Below are 25,406 nucleotides of genomic sequence, written 5' to 3'. Positions count from 1 at the left end.
GTGATGGAGCTTGGCGCCATGCTGCTTGGCATGGGCTGGTCTATGATTAAAAAACGCATGCCGACGCATGCGTTTTTTTGATGGCAGATGTGTCTGTTGGCGCGATGGTCAGATTGTCATTTACAAAATAGTGAACGATGTATAATATTTTACTTCGTCTATATTTATGTGAGGGCAGACGCCAGCATGAACGACTCAATTGAAACCGGTCGCCGGGAACGCAAGCGCCAGCAAACGCTGGACCATCTGAGCGATATTGCCTGGCAGCTGTTTGAGGCCGAAGGCTTTGACACGGTGACCATGGAGCGTATTGCCGACCGGGCCGATGTCGCCAAAGGGACGCTTTACAAGCATTTCCCGGTAAAAGAAGCCTTGCTGCGGCATCACTTTCATCGCGAGCTGGCCCGTGGCGTCCCCGACCTGCTGCAGGCACTGGCCTCTCTGCCCACCACAGAAGCACAACTGCGCGAGTTCATGCGCCACGGGGCTGCCTGGGCAGAGGCCCACAAAAAATACCTGTTACCGTATGTCCAGTTTCGCCTGAGCGAGCCGCGTACCCTCAAGGGTGAACAGCGCAGCGGGCTGGACCGGATATTTGCCCGTTTCATTGCGCAAGGCCAGGCATCGGGGGAGTTGCGTCAGGCGCGCGATCCGCAGCAACTGGCCCACTACCTGGAGTTTCTGTACCTGGGTGCCATGCTGCGCTGGCTGCTGCTGGACGGCATCACGCTAGAGACGGAATACCAGCAGATGCTGGACCTGTTTTTCCATGGACTGGTGCGGGGTGAACAATGAACACGACCGGTTTGCTGGATTGGCAGGGCGTGCTGGTCGCCCCGGACGCCGTAGGCGGCAAGGCATTGTCGTTGGCCCGCATGGCCCGTTACGGGTTGCCGGTACCGCCGGGGCGCGTCATTGTTGCCGGCTGGAGCCAGCGTTGGGTCCAGGATGCCGGGCTCGAAGATGCGTTTGCCCAGGCGGTGACCCAGTGTCTGGCAGGGGATGAAGCGCCACTGGCACGGGTACGCCAGCAACTGGCCGCTACCCCGCTGCCGGCTGCGCTGATCGCCCACATCACCACGCTGCTGGCCGAACCGGACTGGTTGCATGCTGCTCTGGCTGTGCGCTCGTCGGCCATTGGCGAAGATGGCAGCAAAGCCTCGTTTGCCGGCATCTACCAGACGGTCCTCAATGTCAGCGGGGCGGATCAGGTGCTGGCTGCCATCCGTCAGGTCTGGCTCTCGTTATGGACGCCGACGGCGCTGGCGTATCGCCAGCGGATACTGGGGACGCAGGATGTTCCCGGCATGGGGGTGGTGCTCATGCCGCTGCTACCTGCCAAAGCTTCAGGCATCGCGTTTACCTGCGACCCGATCACCGGCCGGGACGACCAGCTGGTGATTCACGCCCAGTGGGGGCTGGGGGAGTCGCTGGTGAGCGGGCAGAGCGCCGGGGACGAATACCATTTCGTCGAAGATGCGTATGTAGACCAGTTACAGCCCGCAGCCCGTCTGCGCGGCAGCAAAACGCACAAGACCATCCCGGCTGCGTCTGGCCGTACCGATACCGTGGCCACCAGTGCAGCGGAGGCTGCGGCCGAGGTGCTGGATGCATCGCAGGCGCTGGCTTTGGCGCATCTGCTGCACGATGCTGCGCTGGCGCTGGATTTTGCCAATCCACATTTTGATCTGGAATGGGTGTGGGACGGCAGCCAGTTCTGGTTGACCCAGGCACGGCCGGTGACCCGCCGTCCGCGCTATACCTACCCGCAAATTGCCGCCCAGCCTGCCTGCTGGACCCGCGGCAATACCTGTGAAGTGGTGCCCGATCCATTATCGGCGCTGGACTGGAGCAACTCGCGCAAGCTGGTAAATGCCCTGCTGTCGCAAGGGCTGACCATGGCCGGCTACCCGGTATTGCCGGGTGTGCAGCGCGCCGGCATTTTCCACGGGCGCCTGTATCTGGAGCTCTCGATCATCCAGTGGGAGATTTTTGACGGGTTTGGCGTATCTCCCACTGAAACCAATCTGCTGGTGGGCGGCCACCGTGCCGAAATCCGGGTGGCACCGCCAAGCTGGCGACACAAGCTCAAAACCGGCAGTTACATGCTCCGTTATGCCCTCAAATCACCCGCCCGCCGCAAGCGTGGCCTTAAAGCCATCGACCACAGCATGCAGCTGGCGCGAGAATGGCGACAGACGCCCTTGCCCGACGTACCGGCGGATTTGCACGCCTTGCTGATGCAGCGCTTGCAGGAAGTCCGCCACCACGAAGATATCTTCTTCTTGCAGGGCTCGGGCGCGGCCAGCCTGTCGATGCTGGTGCAACAGATGGAAAAGCGTTTTCCGGGAGAAGGCCAGTCACTGACCACCGCGCTGATGGCGGGTGGCGAGCCGAGCGTCACCGCCAGACAAGGCTATGCGCTGATCGAGCTGGCGCACCTGGCTGCTGATGACGCATTGGCTGGCCCGGCGCTACGGCAGGGGCAACTGGATCAGGCCTTTGTGCAACAACTGCCATCAGACAACCGGTTCCGGCTGGCGTATGCGCAGTTTCTGGACCAATACGGGCACCGGGCCATTTATGAGACCTATTTTCGCAACCCGCGCTGGCGCGAAGAACCGGGCTACCTGCTTGGCGCGCTCAAAGACCTGGCCGGGGTGGATCTGCCGGCGCTTCGCCAGCGACAGCACACGGCTGCACAACAGGCGGAACAGCGGGTAAGGAAGGCCGTCTCCTGGCCCGTCTGGTGGATGCTTCGCTATCTGCTGGGCGCAGCCAGAACCGAATGCAACCAGCGGGAAGCAGCCCGCAGCGCGCTGATGGCGCACGTGGAACCTTCCCGCCATGCGCTGCTGGCCATAGGGCGGATACTGGTGGCCCGTCAGGCACTGGATCAGCCGGACGACATTTTCATGCTGACCACGCCGGAAGTGTTCCGGGCGCTCGAAGGGCATATCCCGGCCGCCGGCCTGCTGGCGCGGGTGCAGGACCGCCAACGGCTGTTTGCCGACTGGCAAGCGGTAACGCCGCCGGACATTCTGATGCAGGATGCCGATTTGCAACTGCACGCCACCCACCATCATGCTGATCATCTGGTGACGTTGACCCGGGCCGATGGCCAGCATTACCAGGGTGTGCCGACAGGCACCGGTATCGGCCAGGGGCGGGTGCGCCTGTTGCGTCACCCGTCCGAGGGACATTTGCTGCAACCTGGCGAGATTCTGGTGGCACCTTCCACCGACCCCGGCTGGACCCCGCTGTTTCTCAAGGCTGGCGGACTGATTGTGGAAACCGGGGGCTACCTGTCGCACGGGGCGATTGTGGCGCGCGAGTTTGGCATTCCGGCGGTGGTGAACCTGCCGGGCATTCTGGGCCTGCTGGCCGATGGTGACCGGGTAGAGGTGAATGGCGTGACCGGTCTGGTGCGCCGGGTACCGGACGGGCCTGTGGAATAAGGGACCCGCCCGGGCGCTGGTCTAGGAGAGGTCAAGCTGTGTCACGAGATGATCAAGCGCCTCGATGGCCTGGGGGAAGTCCAGACCTTCCACCGCATCGGCCAGCGGCTGGAGCAAGGGGTGCCATTCGGGCGTGGCGTGATGCAGCAGGGCATCTACACTGTCCATGGCAGCCAGGTTGGCGGTTTGCAGCAAAGGACGCAAATCGGCCAGGGCTTCGATCAGCGCCGCTTTGCCTGTGCCCTGCGTGCGGAGTGACGCATCCTCAGCCGGACTGCTATCGGCAAAGGCCGTGGCCAGTGCCTCATAGTCTGCCTGTAATCTCGCTTTGAGTTGCTGTTGCACCTCTTCGGTAATGATGTGCGACAACTGGTCCGTATCGGTAAGGAGCTTGATTTGCTGCTCGATGCCGTAGGCAAGCAGGGCCGTCGGTTCGGCGCCCAGTGTCGCGGTCATGCCCTTGAGAGCATGCAACGCGGCCGAGGCCGGTTTGTGATGGTTCATTTGTACAGCCTGATACAAGTCATCCAGCAACAGCTGGCTGTCTGGCAGCAAGCGTGTCAGCACCTTGCGGAACAACAAGCGGTTACCCATGAACCGGTCCATGATGGCCGGAATATTCACCCCTTGCGCCAGATGGATGTCGACAGGCTGGGGCAAGGTCTCGATCGACCCCGTCTGCCGGACATGCATCAGCAAGGTACGGGTCAGCGACCCCAGGTCAATCGGTTTGCCGACATGGTCGTTCATGCCGGCGGCCAGGCATGTCTCCCGGTCGGAATTGGAGGCATTGGCCGTCATGGCAATGATGGGGAGCGACTGAAAGCGGTCATGGGCGCGGATGCGGCGCGTGGCCTCCAGCCCGTCGATATCCGGCATCTGAACATCCATCAGTACGGCATCAAATACGGTATCGCCAACCAGTACCTTCGCCACACCTTCCAGCCCGCCGTCTGCCAGGGTCACGTGGGCGCCTGCCAGCATCAGCAGTTCAAAGGCTACCTGACGGTTCAGTGCATTGTCTTCTACCACCAGTAGCTGCATGCCCGCCAATGGCTGGTTAGGCTGAACGACAAGCGGTGCGGGGTCCGATTCGAAGGCTGGCGGAGCACTCAGTGCTTTCTTGATGGACTCGATCAACTGAACCGGCGTCACCGGTTTGGTCAGAAAATCGGCAAACGGGGCATTGCGGGCCTGCTTGCGTTTGGCAAGCACTTCCCGACCGTAGGCGGTGATCATGATGATCACCGGAGGCGGTACCTCTGGTGCGCACTCCTTGATCTGCTCGGCTACACGCAGGCCGTCCAGCCCCGGCAGACGCCAGTCCAGCAGGACAATGTCAAAGGGTTCACCAAGGCGGGCGGCAGCGCGGATGCTGGCTAGCGCCTCTTCACCGGTGGTGGCCAGGGTGGCCGCCCAGCCTAGGTTACGGACCAGATGCTCCATGATCTCCAGTGCCGACGGATTGTCATCCACTACCAGTACACGCAGTTGCGGCAGGTCATGCAGGTCCATCGACAACATGGGCAACGGATCCGCGATGATCATCGGAATGGCAAACGAGAAGGTACTGCCCTGATCGGGGAGGCTATGCACGGTCAGTGTGCCACCCATCAGCTGAACCAGCCGCTGGCAGATGGCCAGCCCCAGGCCGGTACCGCCAAACCGCCGGGTGGTGGAGGTCTCGGCCTGGGTAAAGCCGTCAAATACCCGGCTGACCTGTTCTTCCGTCATGCCGATACCGGTATCCTGTATCTCTACATTCAGCATCACCTCGGTGGCGGAACGGCGTTCGCAGGCCAACCGGACGATCACTTCCCCCGCCAGCGTAAACTTGAGCGCATTGCCGGCCAGGTTGATCAGGATCTGTTGCAGGCGCAGCCGGTCACCCACCAGGGTTCTCGGCACCTCCGGATCAATCTGGAACAGCAGCTCGATGTCTTTCTGGCCCGAATGGCTCGACAGTATGATGGCCATGTCGCGCATCAGCTGTTCTACATCAAACGGATGCAGGTCCAGTTGCAGCTTGCCGGCTTCTACCTTGGAGAAATCGAGGATGTCATTCAGAACCCCCAGCAGCGACTGGGCGGCCACCTGGGTCTTGCCGAGGTAATCCCGCTGGCGTTCATCCAGCGTGGTGCTTTGAACCAGTTGCAACAAACCGAGTACCGCGTTCATCGGGGTGCGGATTTCATGGCTCATGTTGGCCAGAAAAGCAGACTTGGCCGCGCTGGCTGCATCGGCTTGTTCCTTGGCGATCCGCAGGCTGGTTTCCAGCTGCTGCTGCGTGGTGATGTCGCGGTTGATGCCGGTGACCCGGATGGGCTCTCCTTTGGTATTGTGCTCGATATGGGCGCCCGGCTGGATAATGCGGATAGCTCCGTCCGGGAGCACGATGCGGAAGGCCTTGTTGAAACTGGCTTTGCCTTCAATGGCAGCCAGCAGTCTTGTTTCGGCATCGGCCAGATCATCCGGATGTACCCGGGCACGCCAGTGAGCATAATTCAGGTCGGCCGAGATGGCCTGTTTGTCGTAACCGTAGATCTCATACATGCGCTCATTCCATTTCAGCGCATTCGTCTCCAGCTCCCAGGTCCAGACCCCCAGCTCGGCCACGTTGGCAGCGACCTCCAGCTGGTCGCGCGCGGCAGTCAGCGCGGCACGCTGCTGCTGCTGGTCGGTAATGTCCGTCGCAATGCCAAGGAACCCGGTCAAAAGCCGCTGTTCATCACGCATGGCGGTAATGGCCAGCGACACCATGCAATGCGTGCCATCCTTGCGTACGTAGGTCCATTCGCGGGTTTCTGCACCTTCATGCTCGGCTTTGTGGACAAAGACCCGGAAACCTTCAATCGTCTCGCCGTATTCGGCCGTCAGTTCAGCGCCCCGGCGCTCGACTTCTGCCGGCAAATGCAGAATGGCCGGGGTACACTTGCCCACCATTTCATCGGCCGTGTATCCCAGTATGTGTTCGGCCCCGCGGTTGAACAGACGGATAACGCCGTCTATATCCGTTGCGATGATGGACACTTCGGAAGAGGCCCGCAAGACGTTCTTGACCAGCAGGTTGGCCTGCCGCAGCTCGGCGGTGCGCACTTCCACCTGATGTTCCAGCTGCGTATTGAGCGACATGATCTCTTGTTCGGCCTGTTTCTGAACCGAAATGTCCCGCAAGGTCTTGGAGGCACCGATCACGTTGCCATGCTCTCCCAGAATGGGGGATACCGTGACCGAGACCGGCAGCAGGCTACCATCCTTGCGTTGCCGGGTAGTTTCAAAGTGAGGGATGCGCTGTCCGAGCCGCACCTGCTCAAGGATATGCCGTTCTTCCGGCTGCAGGTCATCCGGGACGATCAGCTCGGCAATGGTTTTGCCCATGGCTTCTGTCGCCGGGTAACCGAACAGTCGCTCGGCACCCTTGTTCCAGCTGGTGACAACGCCCTGCAGCGTCTTGCCGATGATGGCATCTTCCGAACTTTCGACAATGGCCGCGAGGCGGGATTGTTGGGCCATGAACGCTTGCTGCCGCAACCGCATCAGGGAGGCCAACCCGGCCAGTGCCGCAACCAGCAGGGAAATCAGGGCACCAGTCCAGAAAAGCTGCTGGGGTGAACTCAGGTGCAAACGCTGGATGAACGACGGGTGAGCCGCAAGGGTCATTTGCCAGCGCCGGCCAAACACATCCTGCGTCATGCTTTGCGGATACAGTGCCCGGCCCTGTGCGCTGCCACTCTCGAAGAACCGGACCGGATGGCTTGGGTCCGTCACATCACTCAGGGTCAAATGCAGATCGGTGATATTCAGTGGCAAGGTATCCAGCACGGCTTTGGCGTTCAGTGCGGCCAGACTCCAGCCCATCAGGGCGGTTTGCCGGGCGGCGGGCGTATCGGGCATGACGCCGCCCCGGTAGATGGGTAGCAGCAGCACAAAAGACTGCTGGCGGGCGCCGCTGGCTTGCAGCAGGGTCAGTGGTGCGGTCAGCTGGATCTGGCCGGTCAGCCGTGCCTTCTCGGCCGCTGCCCGCCGGACCGGGTCTGAAGCAATGTCCAGGCCAATGGCTGCCGCGTTGCGCTCGGCCGGCTCCAGATACTGGATGACGTACCGGTCGCCGCGATGAGGGTTGAGTTGCAGGAGGTGGAAATCCGGTCTGCCATCATTGCGGGCCGCTTTCAGGAACTGCGCCTCTTCCGCCTGAGGTACCAGACGCACAAAGCCAAACCCCATTGCGCCCGGAAACTCTTTGTCGACCGACCTCGACAAACTGTAACGCCGGTAGGTCTCGCGAGTCATGCCGTATTCACCGGCGGTAATGATGGACCCACGGGTGCCGCGCACGCCGTACTGATACAGCCGCATGCGTTCCAGAATCGCCTTGCGCTGCTTGTCAGCCTCTTGCTTGACCGCCACGCTGACCGTCTCCGCATTGCGCTGCTGTTCCGAATAGGAAAGATAAGCACTGAGCAGCAGCCCGACCAGCAGGGTCAGCAGGATAGTCAGACGGACACGGGGGATCATCGATGGTAATCGCATGGTAAACAGGTCTTCCCTTGCTGATACAGTAGGTGATGTACGATACCGTGACGGTAGTCGCGTTTACGAACGGATGGCGTTGCGGGTGCTGGCTTGCCGGGTTTCCAGCAGGGCAGTGGTTTCCATGAACGGTACCGGCCGGCTGTACAGATACCCTTGCAGGATGTCGCAGCCCTGATCGATCAGGGAATCTGCCTGCTCCTGGCTTTCAACCCCTTCGGCCACCAGATGCATGCCCAGTGTCTTGCCCAGATGAATAATGGCCGTGATGATGGCGGCATCGCTTTTATCGGTCAGCATGTCCCGCACAAAACTCTGGTCAATCTTCAGCACGTCAATCGGGAACTGCTTCAGATAAGCCAGGCTGGAGTAACCGGTGCCAAAGTCATCAATGGCAATCTGCACGCCCAGCGCCTTCAAAGCGTTCAGGGTGGTGCGTGCCTGCTGGTGGTTTTTGGCCAGTACCCCTTCGGTAATTTCCAGTTCCAGCAGCATCGGGTCAATGCCGGTCTCGGCAATAACGCTGGCGACGGTCTGCGCAAATACCGCTTCTTCAAACTGGATGGCCGAGATGTTGACGCATACCTTGACCGGGTAGCCCAGACCGTGCCAGATGCAGGTATCCTTGCAGGCCTGCAGCAAGACAAACTTGCCGATCGGAATGATCAGGCCGGTTTCCTCTGCCAGCGGGATAAACCGCGAGGGCGAGATCAGTTCGTTATCGTCATTGCGCCAGCGTACCAGTGCTTCAAAGCCGGTGATCTGCCCGGTCGCCGCCAGCACCTTGGCCTGGTAGAAGACTTCGAACTTGCCCTCTTCACAAGCCAGTCGCATGTGCCTTTCCAGCAGATGCTTGGCCAGTAGCTGCTCTTCAATGGCTGCCGAAAAGAAACGGTACTGGTTGCGGCCTTCCTGCTTGGCCTGATACATGGCCGTATCGGCGTGCCGGTGCAAAGACTCCTGGTCTGAACTGTCGTCCGGGAAAATGCTGATGCCGATGCTGGCCGTGATATCAAAGCGCTGGGTATCGATGAACACCGGCACACTGATGATCTGGCGCAGTTTCTCGGCAATGTCTTTCACCTGATCTACGCTTTCCAGCCCCGGCAGCAGCAGGATGAACTCGTCCCCGCCCCGGCGGCAGATGGTGTCGTTGAAACGCGCAATCTGCTTCAGACGCTGGGCGACTTCCTGCAGGATATTGTCCCCCACCGAATGGCTGGTAGATTCGTTGACCGATTTGAAGTGGTCGAGGTCCAGCACCATCATGCAGATCCGTCCGCCATGCTGCCTTGCATACTGCAGGGCCTGTTCGGCACGGTCATGCAGCAGAATCCGGTTGGGCAGGTTGGTCAGTGCATCGTGATGGGCCAGGTGGCTCATCTTGATGGCCATGGCGCGGGCTTCGCTCACGTCATGGAAAACGATGATCGCCCCCGTCAGGTTTCCCTCGTGGTCGCGGATGGGGGACGCCGAGTCTTCGACGCTAAAGCGCCGGCCGTCGCGGCTGAGCAAAGAGCTGTTCAGCGCCATGCAGACAATCCGGTCTTCCTTGAGCGCCATCCGGATGGGGTTTTTGAGCGGCGTCTGCATATCGTCCGAAATCAGCGGCATGACGTTTTCAATCGGCTGGCCGATGGCCTCTTGCCCGAACCAGCCGGTCATCGCTTCGGCTATCGGGTTCATGAAGGTGATGAGCCCGTTAACGTCAGTCGCCACTACCGCATCGCCGATCGAATTGATGGTAATGCGCAGTTTCTCTTTTTCATCAAACAGCGACTGTTCGGCCTGCTTGCGGTCGGTGATGTCGGTCATCAGCATCAGAAAACCGTTATGGCCCTGCTCGGAAAGCCGGTGCACCAGCGACACATGGCCATACAGCAGCGGCAGGTTTTCGCGGGTCAGGCCTACATCAAATGACGTGCTCTTGCCGGTCAGTACCTGTTCGATATACGGGCGCATGACTTCAAAGTTCTGCGCCCCAATCACCGAGAAAAACGATTTGCCACGCATCCGGCTAGCCGGAATGCCAAACCAGCGACCCTTGAGGTCGTTGCAAAAGCCGTTATTCAGATGGTCATCCCAGTAGGTGATAAAGGCGGGAAGATGCTCAACCACATCGGCCAGGTTTTGCCGGGTCTGGGTCAGTGCCTTGGTTCTTTGCTGCAAGGTCAGGTGGGTCTGAATCCGGGCCCGGACCAGCGGGACATTGATAGGTTTGTGGAGAAAGTCGATGCCGCCAAAATGCAGCGCATCCAGCTCGTTACCCAGGTCATTGTGTGCCGTCACAAACAGGATGGCGATATCGCAAAGCGCTGGGTCGGCCTTGATGGTTTTGCAAACCTCATAGCCGTCCATCCCCGGCATTTCGATGTCCAGCAGCACAATATCCGGCTTGCGGGTGCGCACAATCTCAAGCGCTGCCTCGCCCGTGGTGGCGAACAGCACTTCGCCAAAATCCCGCACCGCTTCGCGCAGGACTTTGATGTTGCTGATTGCGTCATCCACAATCAACAGCACAGGCTGTTGGGGCAACTCTTCATTAAACATGCGAGAACTCCTGGCTTCATGACCTTAAACCACCTTGTCCCAAGGGGCTTTAGCCCAAGAGACAATGGTGGATTAGCATCAGGTCATGAATGGTCACCATGGGTGTCACTTGTTCTACTATAGGACAGTGTACTGGTATGATCAAGGCATATTAAGCGCTCGTCATTACATTTTGATAACAGGGTCAAACGGCACCGAACAGCGGCCGAATCCACACATAAAATTGGACCTTGATCACCGCTGGCAGTTCAACCCGTACCCCGCCAGGCGCGCGCGAATGTGGCGAAAGAAGGCCTTGAAGTGAGGTCGCCTGGCAGGAACATCTGGTAGATATCGCGACGTTCCATCCACTCTGGGGGGGTAGTCAGATTGATGGGGGCAGCTGATTGTAATGAAGATAGTGTGTAGCGCTTGGGTGACGGGTACGCGACGGGGCAGGTCTTGCCTGTGCACCTTAAGCATTCAACTTCAGGGTGGATGAAGCACCGCAATATCCGCCAAACCACCCGCCCGGTATCCGGGCTGTCAGTGAGTCTTCTTTACGCCAAGCCGTTACGTTGCACCATGAAACTGGTGCATCAGACGCAGGGATTCCCCAATCAGCTCGGCCCGCTTGATCCACAGGGCGGCATAAGTAGCTTCTACATGGGTTTCGATGGTATTGCGGAACAGGGTCAGCCATTCTTCCAGCAGTTCTGGCGTAAAGCCGACATGCAAGTGTTTGGCGGCTACCTGGTAATCGTAACTCATGTAGCGTTCTCCACCCAGTGACACCCACCAGAAATGGGTGAGCAGTGCCTTGTGCTGTGTCCAGTCGTCGACAATGGCAAACGGGGTGGCCAGTGTGGGGTGGGCGCGGATGGCGTCATAAAAACGGTCGATCACGGCTTCTATTTGCGGGCGGCCAATATCGGTGGCGATGTCTTGCATGGGCGGGTGGGCGTCTTGTGTCTGGTTAAATGAGTGGCGGCATGGCCAAAGCAATGCCTGCGTGGCTTCAGGGGGGCTACCATCTCGCCGCTTTTATATTATGAAATAAGTGGCATTTAAAATGCAACTAATATCACCTGCAGCCAGGGGCAACAGGAATAGTCCAATGGTGATGCAGCCTGTAAGCCAGCCAGTGCACGGTATTGTGCTACCCCTTAATCCTGATCAAATTTTGCGCACATTTATTTGACCATATTACTATATAGTTATAAAGTGTTAATGTAATGTGACTGAAATTGCTACGGTTGCTTGCCGTGGCGTCCGTTTGCCGCTGTGACAAAAACTATCGAGGAGACAGGCATGGCACATATCGTGATTATGGGGGCAGGGATCGGCGGGATGCCGGCAGCGTATGAGCTGCGCGCCAAGCTGGATGCCTCGCACCGGATTACCGTGGTCAATGCGACCGACTATTTCCAGTTTGTACCGTCCAATCCGTGGGTAGCGGTTGGCTGGCGCAAGCGCGATGATGTGATTTTGCCCGTCAAACCGTATCTGGAGAAAAAAGGCATCCAGTTCATCGCCAGCCGCGTGGACAAAATTGATGCCGCGGGCAAGACCTTGACCCTGGCTAACGAAGAAATGCTGGCGTATGACTATCTGATCATCACCACCGGCCCCAAACTGGCGTTTGACGAAGTACCCGGCGCCGGGCCAATGGGCGGCTTTACCCATTCGATCTGTAGCGTGGACCATGCCGAGCAGACCTGGGCTGCGTATCAGGAATTTTTGAAGAATCCCGGGCCGGTGATTATTGGTGCCATGCCGGGGGCCAGCTGCTTTGGCCCGGCCTACGAATTTGCCTTCATTCTGGATGCCGACCTGCGCAAGCGCAAACTGCGCCACAAGGTGCCGATTACCTTTGTTACCAGTGAGCCGTATATCGGCCATCTGGGGCTGGGCGGGGTGGGGGATTCCAAATCCATGCTGGAGAGTGATTTCCGTAACCATGACATCAAGTGGGTGACCAATGCCAAAACCACCCAAGTGGAAGACGGCATGCTGCATACCTCGGAACTGAATGCCAAAGGCGAGGTGGAGAAAGAACATCTGCTTCCGTTTACCTTTGCCATGATGCTGCCGGCCTTCCGCGGGGTGGATGCGGTGGCCGGGGTGGAAGGCTTGTGCAACCCGCGCGGGTTTGTCCAGATTGATGCCCATCAGCGCAGCAAGGCATTCGAGTCCATCTTTTCCGCTGGCGTGTGTGTGGCCATTCCACCGGTAGAAGCCACGCCGGTGCCGACCGGGGCACCCAAAACCGGTTACATGATCGAGACCATGGTCACGGCGATTGTGCAGAACATCGTGGCGGATATTGCCGGCAAGCCGGCCACCGCCAAAGGCAGCTGGAACGCCATTTGCCTGGCCGACATGGGCGATACCGGGGCGGCGTTTGTCGCCCTGCCGCAAATCCCGCCCCGGAATGTGAACTGGTTCAAGAAAGGCAAATGGGTGCATCTGGCCAAGATTGCCTTCGAGAAGTATTTCATCCACAAGATGAAGGCAGGCACCTCTGAACCCATTTACGAAAAATACGTGCTGAAGGCGCTGGGTATCGAGCGGCTGGAACCGCCGGCAGACAAACCCTGACCTGCGCCTGGCGCACCCCTCACCCAAACACAGAAAGGTAATGAATCCAATGCTGAAATCTGCACACGAACTGGTCATGACGGCCAAACAACAGGTTAAGGAACTCGCGACAAATGCGGTGGTGGCGAGCATGGACGATACGTCGTGGACGATTCTGGACGTGCGCGAGCCCGACGAATTTGCCGCCGGGCATCTGCCAGGGGCCGTGAATGTACCGCGTGGCATGCTGGAATTCCGCTTGTCGGCCAACCCGGCATGGCAGAACGCCGCATTGCCGGTGCTGGTGTATTGCAAGACGGGTGGGCGTTCGGCGTTGGCCGCAGCGACCATGCAAGCCATGGGCTATGAGCACGTCGTGTCGATGGCGGGCGGTTTTGACGCTTGGGCCGCGGCCAGTCTGCCGGTTGTCACGCCGGCACCGGTCTCCTTCGAATAACCCACCCGCCGTCATGGGCGGCAGACAAAGACAGGTATCAGAGATGGACAGCTACAAAGAACTTGCCAACCAGATTTCGGCCAAGGTCAAAGACATCAAGCAAAGTGCCCCGGACACCATGCAGGGGTTTTACCAGATGAGCTCTGCCATCAATGGGGATGGCGCGCTGACCTCTAAGACCAAAGAGCTGATGGCCATGGCCATTGGCATTGCGGCACGCTGCCAGGGGTGTCTGGCGTTTCATGCCAAGGCATGCGTCAAGATGGGCGTGACCCGTGCCGAATTCATGGAGATGCTGCAAGTGGCCATCTATATGGGCGGCGGACCGTCTTTGATGACGGCAGCCGAGGCGTTGCAGGCGTACGAGGAGTTTGGTGGCGAAAAGGCTATCTAGGTAAAAAGCCTCCCCGCAAGACAGACACGGCGATGCAAGTGCATCGCCGTGTTCTTTTTTGGCTGCCGGATTAAGGTTGGCTTAAGGTTGCCGGCCTATGATGGCACACAACCGTCAATTTGACGCTAACCCGGAGGTTCATGATGCAAGTTGGTTCTAGCAGTTTGTCTACCATGGTGCAGCAGTTGTCTCCTGCTGTTGCAAAACAGCCCGCCGCACCCGTTACCCCGCCAGCGGCGAAGAGTGAAGAGGCCAATGAGTCTGCGCAGGAAAGAACCCGTGAGGCTGGCAAGGGCAGCACCATTGATACCTTTGCCTGAGATATGTGTGACCCGGCAGGGCCAGATGCACCGTACTTACTAACAGAATGAAGCAGTATCAGGGAGTTGCAGGATGAGTGATGACAAAAAAGAGCCGTGGTTGAATTTTCTTGCGCTGACCACAGTGATTTTTGCCGTTTGTGCCACGTTGTCTACCTTTAAAGGGGGCGGTTATTCCACCCGCAGCGTGATCAGCCAGGCGCAAGCGTCTGACCAATGGGCGTATTATCAGGCCAAGAGCATTCGCGAAACGCTGTACAAAATCCAGAGGCAAAACCTGACGCTGACCCGTAACGATCTGGCCAGCCAGCATGGTGCACCGGACCTGAGCAATTACGATGCCGCCATTGCCGAGGCGGACAAGACTATGAATCGTTACAAGGATGAAAAAGATACCATCCAGAAAGATGCCAAGGCGCTGGAAGCCAAGCGTGACGATGCCCAGCGGCATGGGCAGCCGTTCGGGCTGGCGGTGATCTTTTTCCAGGTCGCGATTCTGCTGTCGTCGATTGCCGGGTTGTTCAAGCAGAAGTCGTTGTGGTATCTGGCCTTGCCGGTCGGCGGGGTGGGGCTGGTGTATTTCTTTAACGGGTTCTGGCTGTTCATGTAGCCGTGTCCGGGGTAGTACGTTTCAAGCCATGAGGCCTGTTTTCGGCATGATGACCGGAAGCAGGCCTTTTTTATGGTCAGTCGCGGTCCCGGCTGGCGGTTCTGGCGGGTACGCCATCGTGCAAGGCGTGCGGGAAGGTAAACCACAGCAAGGCCGCTGCCGTTAACGAGCAGCCGCCTGCAAAGCCAAAGGCGTAGATGGGTGACAGGCTCTGGTAGAGCCAGCCGAACACCAGCGAAGAAGGCAGCAGGAAAGCACCGGTCACCAGATTAAACCAGCCAAAGGCGGTGCCGCGCTTGTGCGACGGCGCCAGATCCGCCACCAGTGCTTTTTCTACCCCTTCGGTAGCGGCCATGAAGAGCCCGTAGCTGGCAAACAGGACCAGTAGCAGCCAGCCGCTCTTCTCCAGCAGTCCCAGCCCCACAAACGAACAGCCGAATGCCAGATAACCCATGGTCAGGACGCGGATCCGGCCAATCTTGTCCGAGAAGGCCGCCAGCGGGGCAGAGAAGGCCGAGGCCACCAGCGACACCATGGCCCACAGCAGCGGAATTTCTGCCTGCGGTACGCCGGTGGCCCGGGCTTTCAGCAGCAGGAACATGCTGGACGCATTGCCCATGGTAAACAGTGCCACTACCGCCAGATAGCGTTTGAACATCGGCGGCATGTCGCCCAGTTGCCAGTCAAAGGCTTCGCGGTTGGGGGCTTCGGCCGGGGCTTCCTGGATGAATGCCGTCAGGCACAGGCAAATGACCGCCGGGATGGCAGACCACAAGAACAAATCCTTGAGCGGGACATTCTGGCTGAGCAGCAGGGCGGCCATCAGGGGGCCGACAATGGCACCGGCGTTGTCCATGGCCCGGTGTACGCCAAACACCAGCCCGCGCTTGCTCGGGTCGACGCTATTGGCCAGTAGTGCATCGCGCGGGGACGAGCGCAAGCCCTTGCCGACCCGGTCGGTAAAGCGGATCAGCAACAGCATCGGCCAGCTGCTGATGAAGGCAATCAGCGGGCGACCCACCCCGGCCAGCAGGTAACCCACCACCATCCACGGTTTGCTCTTGCGGGTACGGTCTACCAATACGCCGGAAAACAGTTTCAGCAGGCTGGCGGTGGCTTCGGCCACGCCTTCGATCAGGCCCAGTGCCTTGGGGCCGGCCATCAGCACCGACGACAGGTACAACGGAATCAGCGGGTAGAGCATCTCGCTGGCGCTGTCGTTGACCAGGCTGATCAGGCCGATCAGCCAGACGGTGCGGGGCAGGGAGCGTAAGGTGGCGAGCATGCCGGTGTCCAATCGTGTCGGTGAGTCTATGCAGCCTGTGCCTGGCGGTTTGGCGTGCTGCGCGTTAGCGGTGCTGGTCCAGCTCGCCCAGCTTGATGCCTTCCGGCACGGGCCGGTGTTTGGCGTGGCCGGAGCGCTGCGACTTGTAAATGCCGGAGTGGCCAGAGAACAGGTAGCTGACCACACAGGCGAGGCCGGCATACATGCCGATCTCGCTGCCAAACAGTTCCATCGCCATCAGGGTGGAAGCAATCGGGGTATTGGCCGCTCCGGCAAACACGGCCACAAAGCCGATACCCGCCAGGAGCGCAAACGGCAGGTGCAGCAAGGGGGCCAGCGTGTTGCCCAGCGTGGCGCCGATATAAAACAGTGGTGTGACCTCCCCGCCTTTGAAACCGCTGCCGATCGAGCCCACCGTCAGTAGCAGTTTGGCGGCAAATTCATGCACCGGCAACGGGTGCTGGAAGGCTTCGACAATCACCGGAATCCCCAGGCCGATGTAGCGGTCTACCGGCAGCAGCATGATGACGGCCACCAGTACCACGCCGCCCGTCAGCGGGCGCAAGGGTGCGTAGGGAATGTACTGCTTGAAGCGGGCACCCAGCCAGTGGGTGGATTCGGCAAACAGCTTGCCGGTCAGGCCAAACAGGGCGCCCGCTATGGACACCGCGACCAGCCCCCACGCGCTGACGGGCGGGATGCTGTCGATCAGATAATGCGTGTGCTGCACACCCAGCAGCAGCCCCATCTGGTCTGCGGCAATGGCGGCAATCATGCAGGGCAGGATGGCATCGTAACGCAGGCGGCCAATGGCCAGTACTTCCAGCCCGAAAATCGCCCCTGCCAACGGGGTACCGAAGACCGAGGCAAAACCGGCGCTGATGCCGGCCATCAGGATGATGCGCCGGTCTTCGTGTTGCAAATGGAATACGTGGGTCAGCTGGTCGGCCAGCGTACCGCCCATTTGTACGGCCGTGCCTTCCCGGCCGACGGAGGCACCAAACAGATGCGAGATCACCGTACTGCCCAGAACCAGCGGCGCCATCCTGAGCGGAATGACCTTTTTCGGGTCGTGGACTTCGTCGATCAGCAGGTTGTTGCCGGCTTCGACGTGCTGGCCAAAGGTCAGGTATAGCCAGCCAACCGCAAACCCCGCCAGCGGCAGCCCCCAGATCAGGGCTTTGTGGTGGATGCGGGTCTGGGTGGCCCAGTCCAGCGCAAACAGGAAGAAGGTAGATGCCGCACCCGCCAGCGCCGCAATCAGCAGCGACAGTAGCACCCATTTCAGCAGGTAGCGGGGCAAGGCCGTTTCAAAAGACGGGACGGATGTTTTCATGAATCTGCCATGACAGGGTGGGCTTTCGGACGGGTGGAACCCGCATGCCGGTGCTCGCATTATAGTGGATAACCTGCCGGATAAGCGACCCGGTCACGCCCGGATGGAATATGTGGTCCGGGTAAAATCCGGGGTGGTTTTCAGGCCGGAAAGCGGGATTTTCTGAATTGCGTCATGAATATACGTAAATCATTAGCTCGCAAAATAACCGGACTGGTGTGCCCGCTATAATCGCCGACCTTGAAAAAGTGCGGCTGTCTGATGGCGTGTCATCCCCCTGCTTTTTCATCCAGAACCGTATCAACACAACCGAATGACCACACCTCAACCCGATGTCCTCGTAAGCAGCAAGGGCAGTGTCTCTGGCCGCCGCAAGCTGTACAGAAACCTGGTGTGAACAAGGAGTACGTATTCATGAACGCGAATCCCCCTTCGCTACTGGCGCGGATGTTCCGCTGCAAGCCGATCGAAGATGAAGGCCGTCAAGAAGGCCCGGACGGGCTGGAACGCTCGATGGGCCTTTTTCAGCTGACCATGCTGGGTGTAGGCGCCACGGTGGGAACCGGTATTTTTGTGGTCCTGAACCAGGCGGTGCCGCATGCGGGCCCGGCCGTGATCATTTCTTTCATGATTGCCGGCATTACCGCGGCACTGACGGCGCTGTGCTATGCAGAACTGGCGTCCAGCATTCCGGTGTCCGGTTCTTCGTATTCGTACGCCTATGCCACACTTGGCGAAGTGGTTGCCTACGGGGTGGCCTGGTGCCTGTTGCTCGAATACGGGGTGTCGGCCTCGGCCATTGCGGTCGGCTGGGGGCAGTATCTCAATGAATTCTTCATGTACGTGTTCCACTGGCGCATGCCGGATATCATCAGCCAGCCGCCCGGCCATGGCGGTTACTTCAATATTCCGGCGGTGATCCTGGTGGCCATGTGCAGTCTGCTGCTGATGCGTGGCGCCAAAGAATCGGCCCTGATCAATACCATCATGGTGCTGGTCAAGCTGGCGGTGCTGGTGATGTTTGTGGCCATTGCCGTCACCGGTTTCCAGGCCAAGCATCTGACGCCGTTTGCCCCGATGGGTATGAGTGGTATCGGGGCAGCAGCCTCGACCATTTTCTTCTCCTATATCGGCATTGATGCGGTCTCCACCGCCGGTGCCGAGGTGAAGAACCCGCGTCGCAACCTGCCGCTGGGCATCGTATTGTCACTGGTGATCGTGACGCTGATCTACATGGTGGTGGCGATGTCGGCCATCGGTACCCAGCCGTGGGGCGAGTTTGCCGGGCAGGAAGCCGGTTTGTCGGCCATTCTGTTCAAGATGACCGGCCAGAGCTGGCCGTCGATTGTGCTCAGCGTCGGTGCCATTCTGTCGATCTTCAGCGTGACGCTGGTGGTGTTGTACGGCCAGACCCGCATTCTGTACGCCATGAGCTGTGACGGCATGTTGCCGGCCATGTTCCGCAAGGTCCACCCCAAGACCCAGACCCCCAATACCAATACCATGATCGTGGGCGTGATTGTGGCGCTGCTGGCCGCGTTTGTTCCGCTGGATGTGCTGACTAACCTGACCAGCATGGGCACGCTGGTGGCGTTTGCCGTGGTGTCGATTGGCGTGATGGTGCTGCGCCGTACCCAGCCAAATCTGGTGCGCGGGTTCAAGGTGCCGCTGTATCCGGTGACGCCGGTGGTCAGCATCCTGTTCTGTCTGTACCTGATTGCCGATTTGCCGATGGATACCTTTATCCTGTTTGCTGCCTGGCTCACCGTCGCAGCCATCATCTACTTTAACTACAGCATCAAGAATTCGCGGCTGGCCGCGGCAGATCCGGTTCTGGATCTGGATGCTGAAGAAGAGCCGTTGCTGACAACCCTGGTCACCCAGGAGGCCGAGTCTTAACGCGGATGGCCTGCCTTGGTGCCGCCAGGGCAAAGCACAAAAAAATGGCCGGACATTGCTTGTCCGGCCATTTTTTTTGCGGGTCGATTGGGGCCGATCCTGATCGGCAGCGTTCAGGTCGCCGGGCGAAGCGCAGCTTCCACTTCGATATGGTTCCGTCCGTTATGCTTCGCGTCATACAACAGCAAGTCGGCCCGTTTGATGGCGTCTTCAACCGATTCACCTGTCTGAACCCTGACCAGCCCCCCGCTCAGGGTGACCGGCTGGTCGCCCGGCTGGATGCGGGTTCGCTGGGCTTCCTGGCGCAAGCGCTCCGCCACTGCAAAGGCATCGTCGGCGCCTTCCAGCATCAGCAGCAACACAAACTCTTCACCACCCCAGCGGCAGAACAGGTCAAACGGGCGGCAGCCTTTGCCCAGATAGCTGCCTACCTGCTTGAGTACGCTGTCGCCGGTGTCGTGGCCAAAGGTATCGTTCACCTTCTTGAAATGGTCGATATCCATCATCAGTACCACCGGCGTCAGCTGTTTGCGCTGGGCCATCGCCAGTGTCATGTCGGCTTTCTCGAAAAAGCCACGCCGGTTCAGGGCCTGGGTCAGCGGGTCGACGTGCATCAGCCGGGTCACTTCGGCCAGTGCGGTTTTCAGGCGCAAAGACAACGCCATGACCAGTCCCATCAGCACGATCATGATCCAGAGCGGGCGGGTTTCGCGGGCGGCAGCCCAATAGAGCTGGTTGCGTTGCACCCGGTGGACCAGCCACAGCTCATCCTTGACCACCTGGCTGCTTAGCCAGAGGTCGCTGCTTTTGTCTTCTTTCCAGTCGATCAGTTTGGTTGTCAGGGGCGGGTTGACGTGAAGCCCGGGTTCAAACCCGTGCTGACGGGCAATCAGATGATGATGCTCGCTGATCATCATGGTTTCGCCCAGCGCATCGCTCACGTTGGCCAGTTGCTGCAGCGTGTCGATGCGCAGGTCTATCGCCACCACCCCCAGGAAGCGGTCCCCATCGTATACCGGCTGGGCAAAGGTCATGATCCAGCCTTTGCCGGCCAGATCTTGATACGGGCCGCTCAGAATCATGCGTCGTGCCGGGTTCGCCTTGGGGCTGGCCTGCTGCCAGTAACTACGCTGATACAGCGCATTGGAAAAACGGAACTGCTCCACCGGCGTTTGCGGAGCCAGATAAATGAAATGGCTGGCCGACAGGTAATACGCCCACACCACATCGGCATTGAATTGCAAGGCCGCCTTGATCTGCGGGGTCATGCCGATGGCGCTGGCGATTTCGCGCTGCATGGCCGGGGTGGGCGGAAACGCCAGGTCGCCTGTCACCGTGGCATTGCCCAGCGCCTTGCTGTCTGATACAGCCCAGACGCCCAGTGCCGGGAGCTGCTTGGTGCCAAGCGGCGGAGCGGCTTCTGTTGCCGTCTGTGCGTAGCGATCTGCCAGCAGATTGCGCATCACGGTCACCTGGTCACGGTGCAGGGCGACAAATTTACCCAGTAATTCGCTACGGCTCTGGAAAGCATGTTCGGTATCCGCCCGTATCAGCGACACCTGGCGCACATAGTTGTAGATGCCGCCTGCCAAAAGCAGGAGGCACAGCACGATGGTCAGAAATTTCCAGTTGATTTTGTTCGGCATGGCTCGTGTTTCTTTACGGATGAATCTGCTTATGCCAACCGGGCTGGCAAACAAGCAGGGTTTGATCATTTGATTATAATATTTTTTTCAGAGAACAAATGAGTTATCTGTACACCCAGGGGCGATGCGGGCAGGCGGCAAGCCTGCCACTATCTGCTTGTCATCGTGCTGTAAGATAAAATACATACAATCCAGCCATTCTCTTTTGTGTGGCTTGCTATGTCTTTCGTAAAACGTGTGTGGTTAACCGTGCTGCTGGCCGTGACTTGCCTGCTGGTGGTCATGTTTGTGAGCAGCCAACAGCTGTGGTCTTTGCATCAGGGGTTCGACCAGTATCGCGACAGGCAGACGCTGACCGCCAACCTGCAAATGCTGAAAGCCGAAGTGCTGTCACTGTCACGTGCGGACCCGCTGATGCCGGATACGGCCAGCCGCCTCAACACGATTCATCAGCTGGCGACCCGGCTGATCCCGACCATCTCCCGTGCCTTGCCGGGCAAAGACCAGCAAGCCTTCTTGCAAGCGGCGACGCACTACTGGCAGGACTACCACCGCAACTTGCAGTCTGCGCTAAAGATTGCTGAAAGCGCGCCGCAAGATGCGTTGTCGATCCCGGAAGAGGCTTACAAAATCAGCCTGATGCCGCTGGTCGGCCTGATCGACCAGCAGGTGCGCTCTGAGCGCCAACAGCTAAGCCATGCCGAAGATGCCATGCAGACGCGCCTGGCGGGGCTGGTATGGCTGATTTTGGGCCCGCTGGCTTTGGCAAGCGGGGTGATTGTCCTGTCACTGGCGCTGCTGGCTCGCCGCTTCAAACGGCAGATTGCCGCCATGCAACAGGCATCGGCCTTGCTGGGCGAGGGGGATCTGACCGTCCGGTTGCCGGATGGCGGGCAAGATGAGCTATCGCAAACTGCGCGCAGCATGAACCGGTTTGTTGCCAGACTGACCGATCTGCTGGGCACGATCCGTGACCACGCCAGCCAGGGCAACCAGGAAGCGCAGTCGGTCCTGGCGATGACCAGTGACGTGATCGGCATTACCCGGCAACAGGCCGACAAGGCCGAACACAGCCGGACGGCTGCCAGCCAGATCGTGAACAGCAACGGCGTGATTGGCCAGCACATTACCCAGGCGCTGCAAGATGCCGAGCACGCCAACCAGTGTACCGCCAACGCCCGCGACATGGCTCAGGCCACTTCGCAGACCCTGCAAAACCTGTCTGGCCGCATCCGCGGGGCGGTGAGCGATACCGAACAACTCAAGTCGTCGATTGCTGACATCGCCCAGATCAGCACCATGATCCGGGAAGTGGCTGACCAGACCAACTTGCTGGCGCTCAACGCCGCCATCGAGGCCGCCCGGGCGGGTGAGCAGGGCAGGGGCTTTGCCGTGGTGGCAGACGAGGTGCGCAAACTGGCCGCCCGCACCACCGACGCCACTGCCCGCATCTTCCATACCTTGCAGCAGGTAGAAACTGCCAGCCAGGCGCTGGCCGCTACCATGGAGAGCGCACAGACGGCCAGCGACAGCAGCGTGTCGGCACAGAACACCTTGGTAGATGCCCTGCAAAACGTGGATACCGCCATGGGCGCGATTGATCAGGTCATGCAGGACATCCACCGGGCCAGCCAGCACCAGAGCGTCGCCAGCGGGGATATCTTGAACCACGGGCAGGAAGTCTCCGGACTGGCCGCCAGCATTTTCGAGCAGATGCAGACCCTGTCGCCCGCCATGGGTCGGCTGACGGATGCCTCGCAGCAACTGAACCACCATCTGGGCTGGTTTCGCACCGACGCCCGGACAGTCGGCCAGCCGGCGTCATTGGCGGCGGCATGAGTCTGGCGCCGGTGCTGGCTATCATCCGCAGGGGGCGCAATGACCGCATGTCGGTGATTGCTGATCGCATTATTTCAATAGTTGATGTAATATTGAATCATGGAAAAACAACTGGCTACTACCCTTTTTGAGTCGCTGGCATCCGGCACCCGGCTGGACGTCTTCCGCTTGCTGGTCCGGCAAGGTCATGCCGGCATGGTCGCCGGGGATGTCGCCAGCCGGCTGGGCTTGCCGCCCAACAACCTGTCGTTTCATCTTAAGGCCATGACCCAGGCCGGTTTGCTGACGGTTACCCAGGAAGGCCGGTTTTTGCGTTACCGCGCCAATCTGGCCATGATGCAGGACCTGATCGCCTTTCTCACCGCCGAATGCTGTGCCGATGACGCCGGCCAGTGCGAAGAACTCTCCGCGACGGTGTGCTGCCCCCCCGCCCGCACCGCCACGTCTTAACTTACTGTCTGCAAGGAATTCATCATGAATGTACTGTTTTTGTGTACCGGCAATTCGTGTCGCTCGATTCTGGGGGAAGCCACGTTCAACCACCTGGCACCGGCCGGCTGGCACGCCATGAGCGCCGGCAGTCAGCCGACCGGCCAGGTGCATCCGCGCTCGCTGGCGCTGCTGGCAAAAGAAGGCATCAGCACCAAGGGTTACCACAGCAAATCCTGGGACAACCTGCCTGCCACGCCGGATATCGTGATTACCGTGTGCGCCAGTGCTGCTGGCGAAACCTGCCCGGCCTATCTGGGGCCGGTCTTGCGTACTCACTGGGGGGTAGAAGACCCGGCACATGCCACCGGCACGGATGCAGAGATCGACGCAGCCTTTATGACCGCTTACCGCATTCTGCGGGCGCGCATCGAGGCGTTTCTGGCGCTGCCGCTGGCGACCTTGCAGCAAGACCCGCACGCACTGAAACAGGCGATGGACAAGATCGCGGCCGAGGTGAGGTAAATAGCCATGGCAAACATCAACCCGGACAAAACCTGGCACGAGCTGATTTCCGGCCGCATCTATCTGGGGGCCGCCAGTGACGTGCCCGGCATGGTGGCAGAGGACGGGGTCAGCGTCATCATCGACCTGCGGGCCGAGTCAAGCGGTTGCGCGGTCCCGACGGGCCAACTGGACTGGCAGCAAATTCCGCTGGGGGACGAGGCAACCGATGCCCAAGCCCCCTTGTTTGCCAAGGCCATCCAGGCGGTTGTCTCTGCTTACAGGCAAGGCAGGAAGGTGGGGTTTCATTGCGGCGGTGGTAAAGGTCGTACCGGCACCGTGGCGGTGGGGGTACTGATGGAGCTGGGTCTGGCCGCTACGCTGGCCGAGGCAGAATCCATGGCCAAGGCCATTCGCCCGGTGATCAGCCTCAAGCCCGAACAACGCCAGGCACTGCAGACACTGTATCCGCAAGGCTAAGCCGCCGGTTGTACAACCTATTTTTTGGATGAAAAGGGTTTCGCATGAAACAGGCCAACCATGCGCCGATGAGCGTGTTCGAACGCTATCTGACGCTCTGGGTTTTTACATGTATCGTCATCGGCATCGCTGCCGGACAGCTGCTGCCAGGGGTCTTTCAGGCCATTGGCGGACTGGAAATTGCCAAGGTCAATCTGCCCGTGGGCTTCCTGATCTGGGTCATGATCATCCCCATGCTGGTCAAGGTGGATTTTGGCGCGCTGCATGAAGTGCGGCAGCATGTACGCGGCATTGGCGTCACGCTGGTGGTGAACTGGCTGGTCAAACCGTTCTCGATGGCGTTGCTGGGCTGGCTGTTTATCCGCCACCTGTTTGCGCCGATGCTGCCCGCAGCACAGCTGGACAGCTATATCGCCGGCCTGATTCTGCTGGCTGCCGCGCCTTGTACCGCCATGGTGTTTGTCTGGAGCCGCCTGACCAATGGCGACCCGCTGTTCACCCTGTCGCAGGTGGCCTTGAACGACAGCATCATGGTGATTGCGTTTGCACCGCTGGTGGGCTTTTTGCTGGGCATTTCTGCCATTACCGTGCCGTGGTCCACGCTGCTGACCTCGGTGGTGCTGTATATCGTGATACCGGTGATACTGGCACAACTGTGGCGCAAGCAACTGCTCTCTAAAGGGCTGGCTGCCTTTGAGGCCGCCATGGCAAAGATCGGCCCGTGGTCGATTGGCGCACTGCTGGCTACCTTGGTGCTGCTGTTTGCCTTTCAGGGCGAGGCCATTCTGCAACAGCCATTGGTTATTGCACTGCTGGCGGTGCCGATTCTGATCCAGGTGTTCTTTAATGCCGGGCTGGCGTATTGGCTGAACCGTGCCGTGGGCGAGAAACACAACGTGGCTTGTCCGTCAGCCCTGATCGGGGCCTCCAACTTTTTCGAGCTGGCCGTGGCAGCGGCGATCAGCCTGTTCGGGTTTCATTCCGGTGCGGCGCTGGCCACGGTGGTCGGGGTGCTGATTGAGGTACCGGTGATGCTGCTGGTGGTGAAGGTGGTGAACGGTTCCAAGCCCTGGTACGAACGTCGTTAAAGGCGATTAACCAGGCAGAAGG

General features: G+C 59.6%; 19 protein-coding genes. 13 read left to right on the top strand and 6 right to left on the bottom strand.

The features are described 5' to 3' along the window. The first annotated feature begins 186 nt into the window (after positions 1-186). Both F552_RS0115955 and F552_RS0115950 read left to right on the top strand, forming a co-directional pair. Entirely contained in the window at positions 187-795 is a 609-nt protein-coding gene (locus F552_RS0115955; protein WP_018152767.1) for a TetR/AcrR family transcriptional regulator, read from the top strand. Next, positions 792-3,458, top strand: a complete 2,667-nt coding sequence (locus tag F552_RS0115950; protein ID WP_018152766.1) for a PEP/pyruvate-binding domain-containing protein — start codon at positions 792-794, stop codon at positions 3,456-3,458. The genes F552_RS0115955 and F552_RS0115950 overlap by 4 nt, the downstream gene beginning before the upstream one ends. Positions 3,459-3,479: 21 nt before the next feature. Here the strand turns inward: F552_RS0115950 and F552_RS19615 are convergent, their stop codons facing one another. The 3 genes from F552_RS19615 to F552_RS0115935 all read right to left on the bottom strand — a co-directional run bounded on the left by F552_RS19615 (position 3,480) and on the right by F552_RS0115935 (position 11,468). Beyond that, positions 3,480-7,988 carry a PAS domain-containing hybrid sensor histidine kinase/response regulator gene (locus tag F552_RS19615; protein ID WP_156802354.1) on the bottom strand — a complete coding sequence of 1,503 codons (4,509 nt, stop codon included), beginning with the start codon at positions 7,986-7,988 and terminating at the stop codon, positions 3,480-3,482. Positions 7,989-8,051: 63 nt separating this feature from the next. Then, complete coding sequence (locus F552_RS0115940) at positions 8,052-10,538, bottom strand: EAL domain-containing protein (RefSeq protein ID WP_018152764.1); 2,487 nt, start codon at positions 10,536-10,538, stop codon at positions 8,052-8,054. Positions 10,539-11,090: 552 nt separating this feature from the next. Then, positions 11,091-11,468, bottom strand: a complete 378-nt coding sequence (locus F552_RS0115935) for a group III truncated hemoglobin (RefSeq protein WP_018152763.1) — start codon at positions 11,466-11,468, stop codon at positions 11,091-11,093. A gap of 360 nt (positions 11,469-11,828) precedes the next feature. On the opposite strand from F552_RS0115935, the gene F552_RS0115930 reads away from it, so the two are divergent. The 5 genes from F552_RS0115930 to F552_RS0115910 all read left to right on the top strand — a co-directional run bounded on the left by F552_RS0115930 (position 11,829) and on the right by F552_RS0115910 (position 14,878). After that, positions 11,829-13,118: an NAD(P)/FAD-dependent oxidoreductase gene (locus F552_RS0115930; RefSeq protein WP_018152762.1), complete on the top strand. Its 1,290-nt coding sequence runs from the start codon at positions 11,829-11,831 to the stop codon at positions 13,116-13,118. A gap of 49 nt (positions 13,119-13,167) precedes the next feature. Continuing rightward, positions 13,168-13,554 (top strand): rhodanese-like domain-containing protein, encoded by a 387-nt coding sequence (locus tag F552_RS0115925; RefSeq protein WP_018152761.1) that lies wholly within the window; start codon positions 13,168-13,170, stop codon positions 13,552-13,554. A gap of 43 nt (positions 13,555-13,597) precedes the next feature. Beyond that, entirely contained in the window at positions 13,598-13,948 is a 351-nt protein-coding gene (locus F552_RS0115920; RefSeq protein WP_018152760.1) for a carboxymuconolactone decarboxylase family protein, read from the top strand. 140 nt (positions 13,949-14,088) lie between these two features. Continuing rightward, on the top strand, positions 14,089-14,268 hold the full coding sequence (locus F552_RS20585; protein ID WP_156802353.1) for a hypothetical protein: 180 nt from the start codon (positions 14,089-14,091) through the stop codon (positions 14,266-14,268). 73 nt (positions 14,269-14,341) lie between these two features. Then, entirely contained in the window at positions 14,342-14,878 is a 537-nt protein-coding gene (locus tag F552_RS0115910) for a DUF4337 domain-containing protein (RefSeq protein ID WP_018152758.1), read from the top strand. A 76-nt stretch (positions 14,879-14,954) separates the two neighbouring features. On the opposite strand, the gene F552_RS0115905 is transcribed toward F552_RS0115910, so the two are convergent. Together F552_RS0115905 and F552_RS0115900 are read right to left on the bottom strand one after the other, a co-directional pair. Further along, positions 14,955-16,163 carry an MFS transporter gene (locus tag F552_RS0115905; RefSeq protein ID WP_018152757.1) on the bottom strand — a complete coding sequence of 403 codons (1,209 nt, stop codon included), beginning with the start codon at positions 16,161-16,163 and terminating at the stop codon, positions 14,955-14,957. A 64-nt stretch (positions 16,164-16,227) separates the two neighbouring features. Further along, a complete protein-coding gene (locus tag F552_RS0115900; RefSeq protein WP_018152756.1) occupies positions 16,228-17,499 on the bottom strand; it encodes a voltage-gated chloride channel family protein in 1,272 nt (423 codons plus the stop codon). A 414-nt stretch (positions 17,500-17,913) separates the two neighbouring features. On the opposite strand from F552_RS0115900, the gene F552_RS0115895 reads away from it, so the two are divergent. After that, complete coding sequence (locus F552_RS0115895) at positions 17,914-19,398, top strand: amino acid permease (RefSeq protein WP_156802352.1); 1,485 nt, start codon at positions 17,914-17,916, stop codon at positions 19,396-19,398. 113 nt (positions 19,399-19,511) lie between these two features. Here the strand turns inward: F552_RS0115895 and F552_RS0115890 are convergent, their stop codons facing one another. Beyond that, positions 19,512-21,044, bottom strand: a complete 1,533-nt coding sequence (locus F552_RS0115890; protein ID WP_018152754.1) for a sensor domain-containing diguanylate cyclase — start codon at positions 21,042-21,044, stop codon at positions 19,512-19,514. A gap of 219 nt (positions 21,045-21,263) precedes the next feature. Between F552_RS0115890 and F552_RS0115885 the strand changes: the two genes are divergently transcribed. The 5 genes from F552_RS0115885 (at position 21,264) to arsB (ending at position 25,384) form a co-directional block, all read left to right on the top strand. Beyond that, positions 21,264-22,883: a methyl-accepting chemotaxis protein gene (locus tag F552_RS0115885; protein ID WP_018152753.1), complete on the top strand. Its 1,620-nt coding sequence runs from the start codon at positions 21,264-21,266 to the stop codon at positions 22,881-22,883. 99 nt (positions 22,884-22,982) lie between these two features. Beyond that, positions 22,983-23,333, top strand: coding sequence for an ArsR/SmtB family transcription factor (locus F552_RS0115880; protein ID WP_018152752.1), 351 nt, complete (start codon positions 22,983-22,985; stop codon positions 23,331-23,333). 24 nt (positions 23,334-23,357) lie between these two features. Continuing rightward, entirely contained in the window at positions 23,358-23,837 is a 480-nt protein-coding gene (locus F552_RS0115875) for an arsenate reductase ArsC (protein WP_018152751.1), read from the top strand. A gap of 6 nt (positions 23,838-23,843) precedes the next feature. Beyond that, entirely contained in the window at positions 23,844-24,296 is a 453-nt protein-coding gene (locus tag F552_RS0115870; protein WP_018152750.1) for a protein-tyrosine phosphatase family protein, read from the top strand. Between the two features lie 44 nt (positions 24,297-24,340). Then, positions 24,341-25,384 (top strand): ACR3 family arsenite efflux transporter, encoded by a 1,044-nt coding sequence (gene arsB, locus F552_RS0115865; RefSeq protein ID WP_018152749.1) that lies wholly within the window; start codon positions 24,341-24,343, stop codon positions 25,382-25,384. Positions 25,385-25,406 lie beyond the last annotated feature (22 nt).

Source organism: Leeia oryzae DSM 17879, assembly GCF_000376945.1.
Classification (GTDB): Bacteria; Pseudomonadota; Gammaproteobacteria; order Burkholderiales; family Leeiaceae; genus Leeia; species Leeia oryzae.
This window is presented reverse-complemented; position numbering and strand designations above follow the sequence as displayed.

Bases quoted from the DNA above. Each gene is read 5' to 3' on its own strand.
- F552_RS0115950 (WP_018152766.1), top strand. From the start codon at position 792: ATGAACACGACCGGTTTGCTGGATTGGCAGGGCGTGCTGGTCGCCCCG.
- F552_RS0115885 (WP_018152753.1), top strand. From the start codon at position 21,264: ATGTCTTTCGTAAAACGTGTGTGGTTAACCGTGCTGCTGGCCGTGACT.
- F552_RS0115900 (WP_018152756.1), bottom strand. From the start codon at position 17,499: ATGAAAACATCCGTCCCGTCTTTTGAAACGGCCTTGCCCCGCTACCTG.
- arsB (WP_018152749.1), top strand. From the start codon at position 24,341: ATGAAACAGGCCAACCATGCGCCGATGAGCGTGTTCGAACGCTATCTG.
- F552_RS0115905 (WP_018152757.1), bottom strand. From the start codon at position 16,163: ATGCTCGCCACCTTACGCTCCCTGCCCCGCACCGTCTGGCTGATCGGC.
- F552_RS0115875 (WP_018152751.1), top strand. From the start codon at position 23,358: ATGAATGTACTGTTTTTGTGTACCGGCAATTCGTGTCGCTCGATTCTG.
- F552_RS0115940 (WP_018152764.1), bottom strand. From the start codon at position 10,538: ATGTTTAATGAAGAGTTGCCCCAACAGCCTGTGCTGTTGATTGTGGAT.
- F552_RS0115955 (WP_018152767.1), top strand. From the start codon at position 187: ATGAACGACTCAATTGAAACCGGTCGCCGGGAACGCAAGCGCCAGCAA.
- F552_RS0115925 (WP_018152761.1), top strand. From the start codon at position 13,168: ATGCTGAAATCTGCACACGAACTGGTCATGACGGCCAAACAACAGGTT.
- F552_RS0115880 (WP_018152752.1), top strand. From the start codon at position 22,983: ATGGAAAAACAACTGGCTACTACCCTTTTTGAGTCGCTGGCATCCGGC.
- F552_RS0115920 (WP_018152760.1), top strand. From the start codon at position 13,598: ATGGACAGCTACAAAGAACTTGCCAACCAGATTTCGGCCAAGGTCAAA.
- F552_RS19615 (WP_156802354.1), bottom strand. From the start codon at position 7,988: ATGCGATTACCATCGATGATCCCCCGTGTCCGTCTGACTATCCTGCTG.
- F552_RS0115910 (WP_018152758.1), top strand. From the start codon at position 14,342: ATGAGTGATGACAAAAAAGAGCCGTGGTTGAATTTTCTTGCGCTGACC.
- F552_RS20585 (WP_156802353.1), top strand. From the start codon at position 14,089: ATGATGCAAGTTGGTTCTAGCAGTTTGTCTACCATGGTGCAGCAGTTG.
- F552_RS0115895 (WP_156802352.1), top strand. From the start codon at position 17,914: ATGAACGCGAATCCCCCTTCGCTACTGGCGCGGATGTTCCGCTGCAAG.
- F552_RS0115930 (WP_018152762.1), top strand. From the start codon at position 11,829: ATGGCACATATCGTGATTATGGGGGCAGGGATCGGCGGGATGCCGGCA.
- F552_RS0115890 (WP_018152754.1), bottom strand. From the start codon at position 21,044: ATGCCGAACAAAATCAACTGGAAATTTCTGACCATCGTGCTGTGCCTC.
- F552_RS0115870 (WP_018152750.1), top strand. From the start codon at position 23,844: ATGGCAAACATCAACCCGGACAAAACCTGGCACGAGCTGATTTCCGGC.
- F552_RS0115935 (WP_018152763.1), bottom strand. From the start codon at position 11,468: ATGCAAGACATCGCCACCGATATTGGCCGCCCGCAAATAGAAGCCGTG.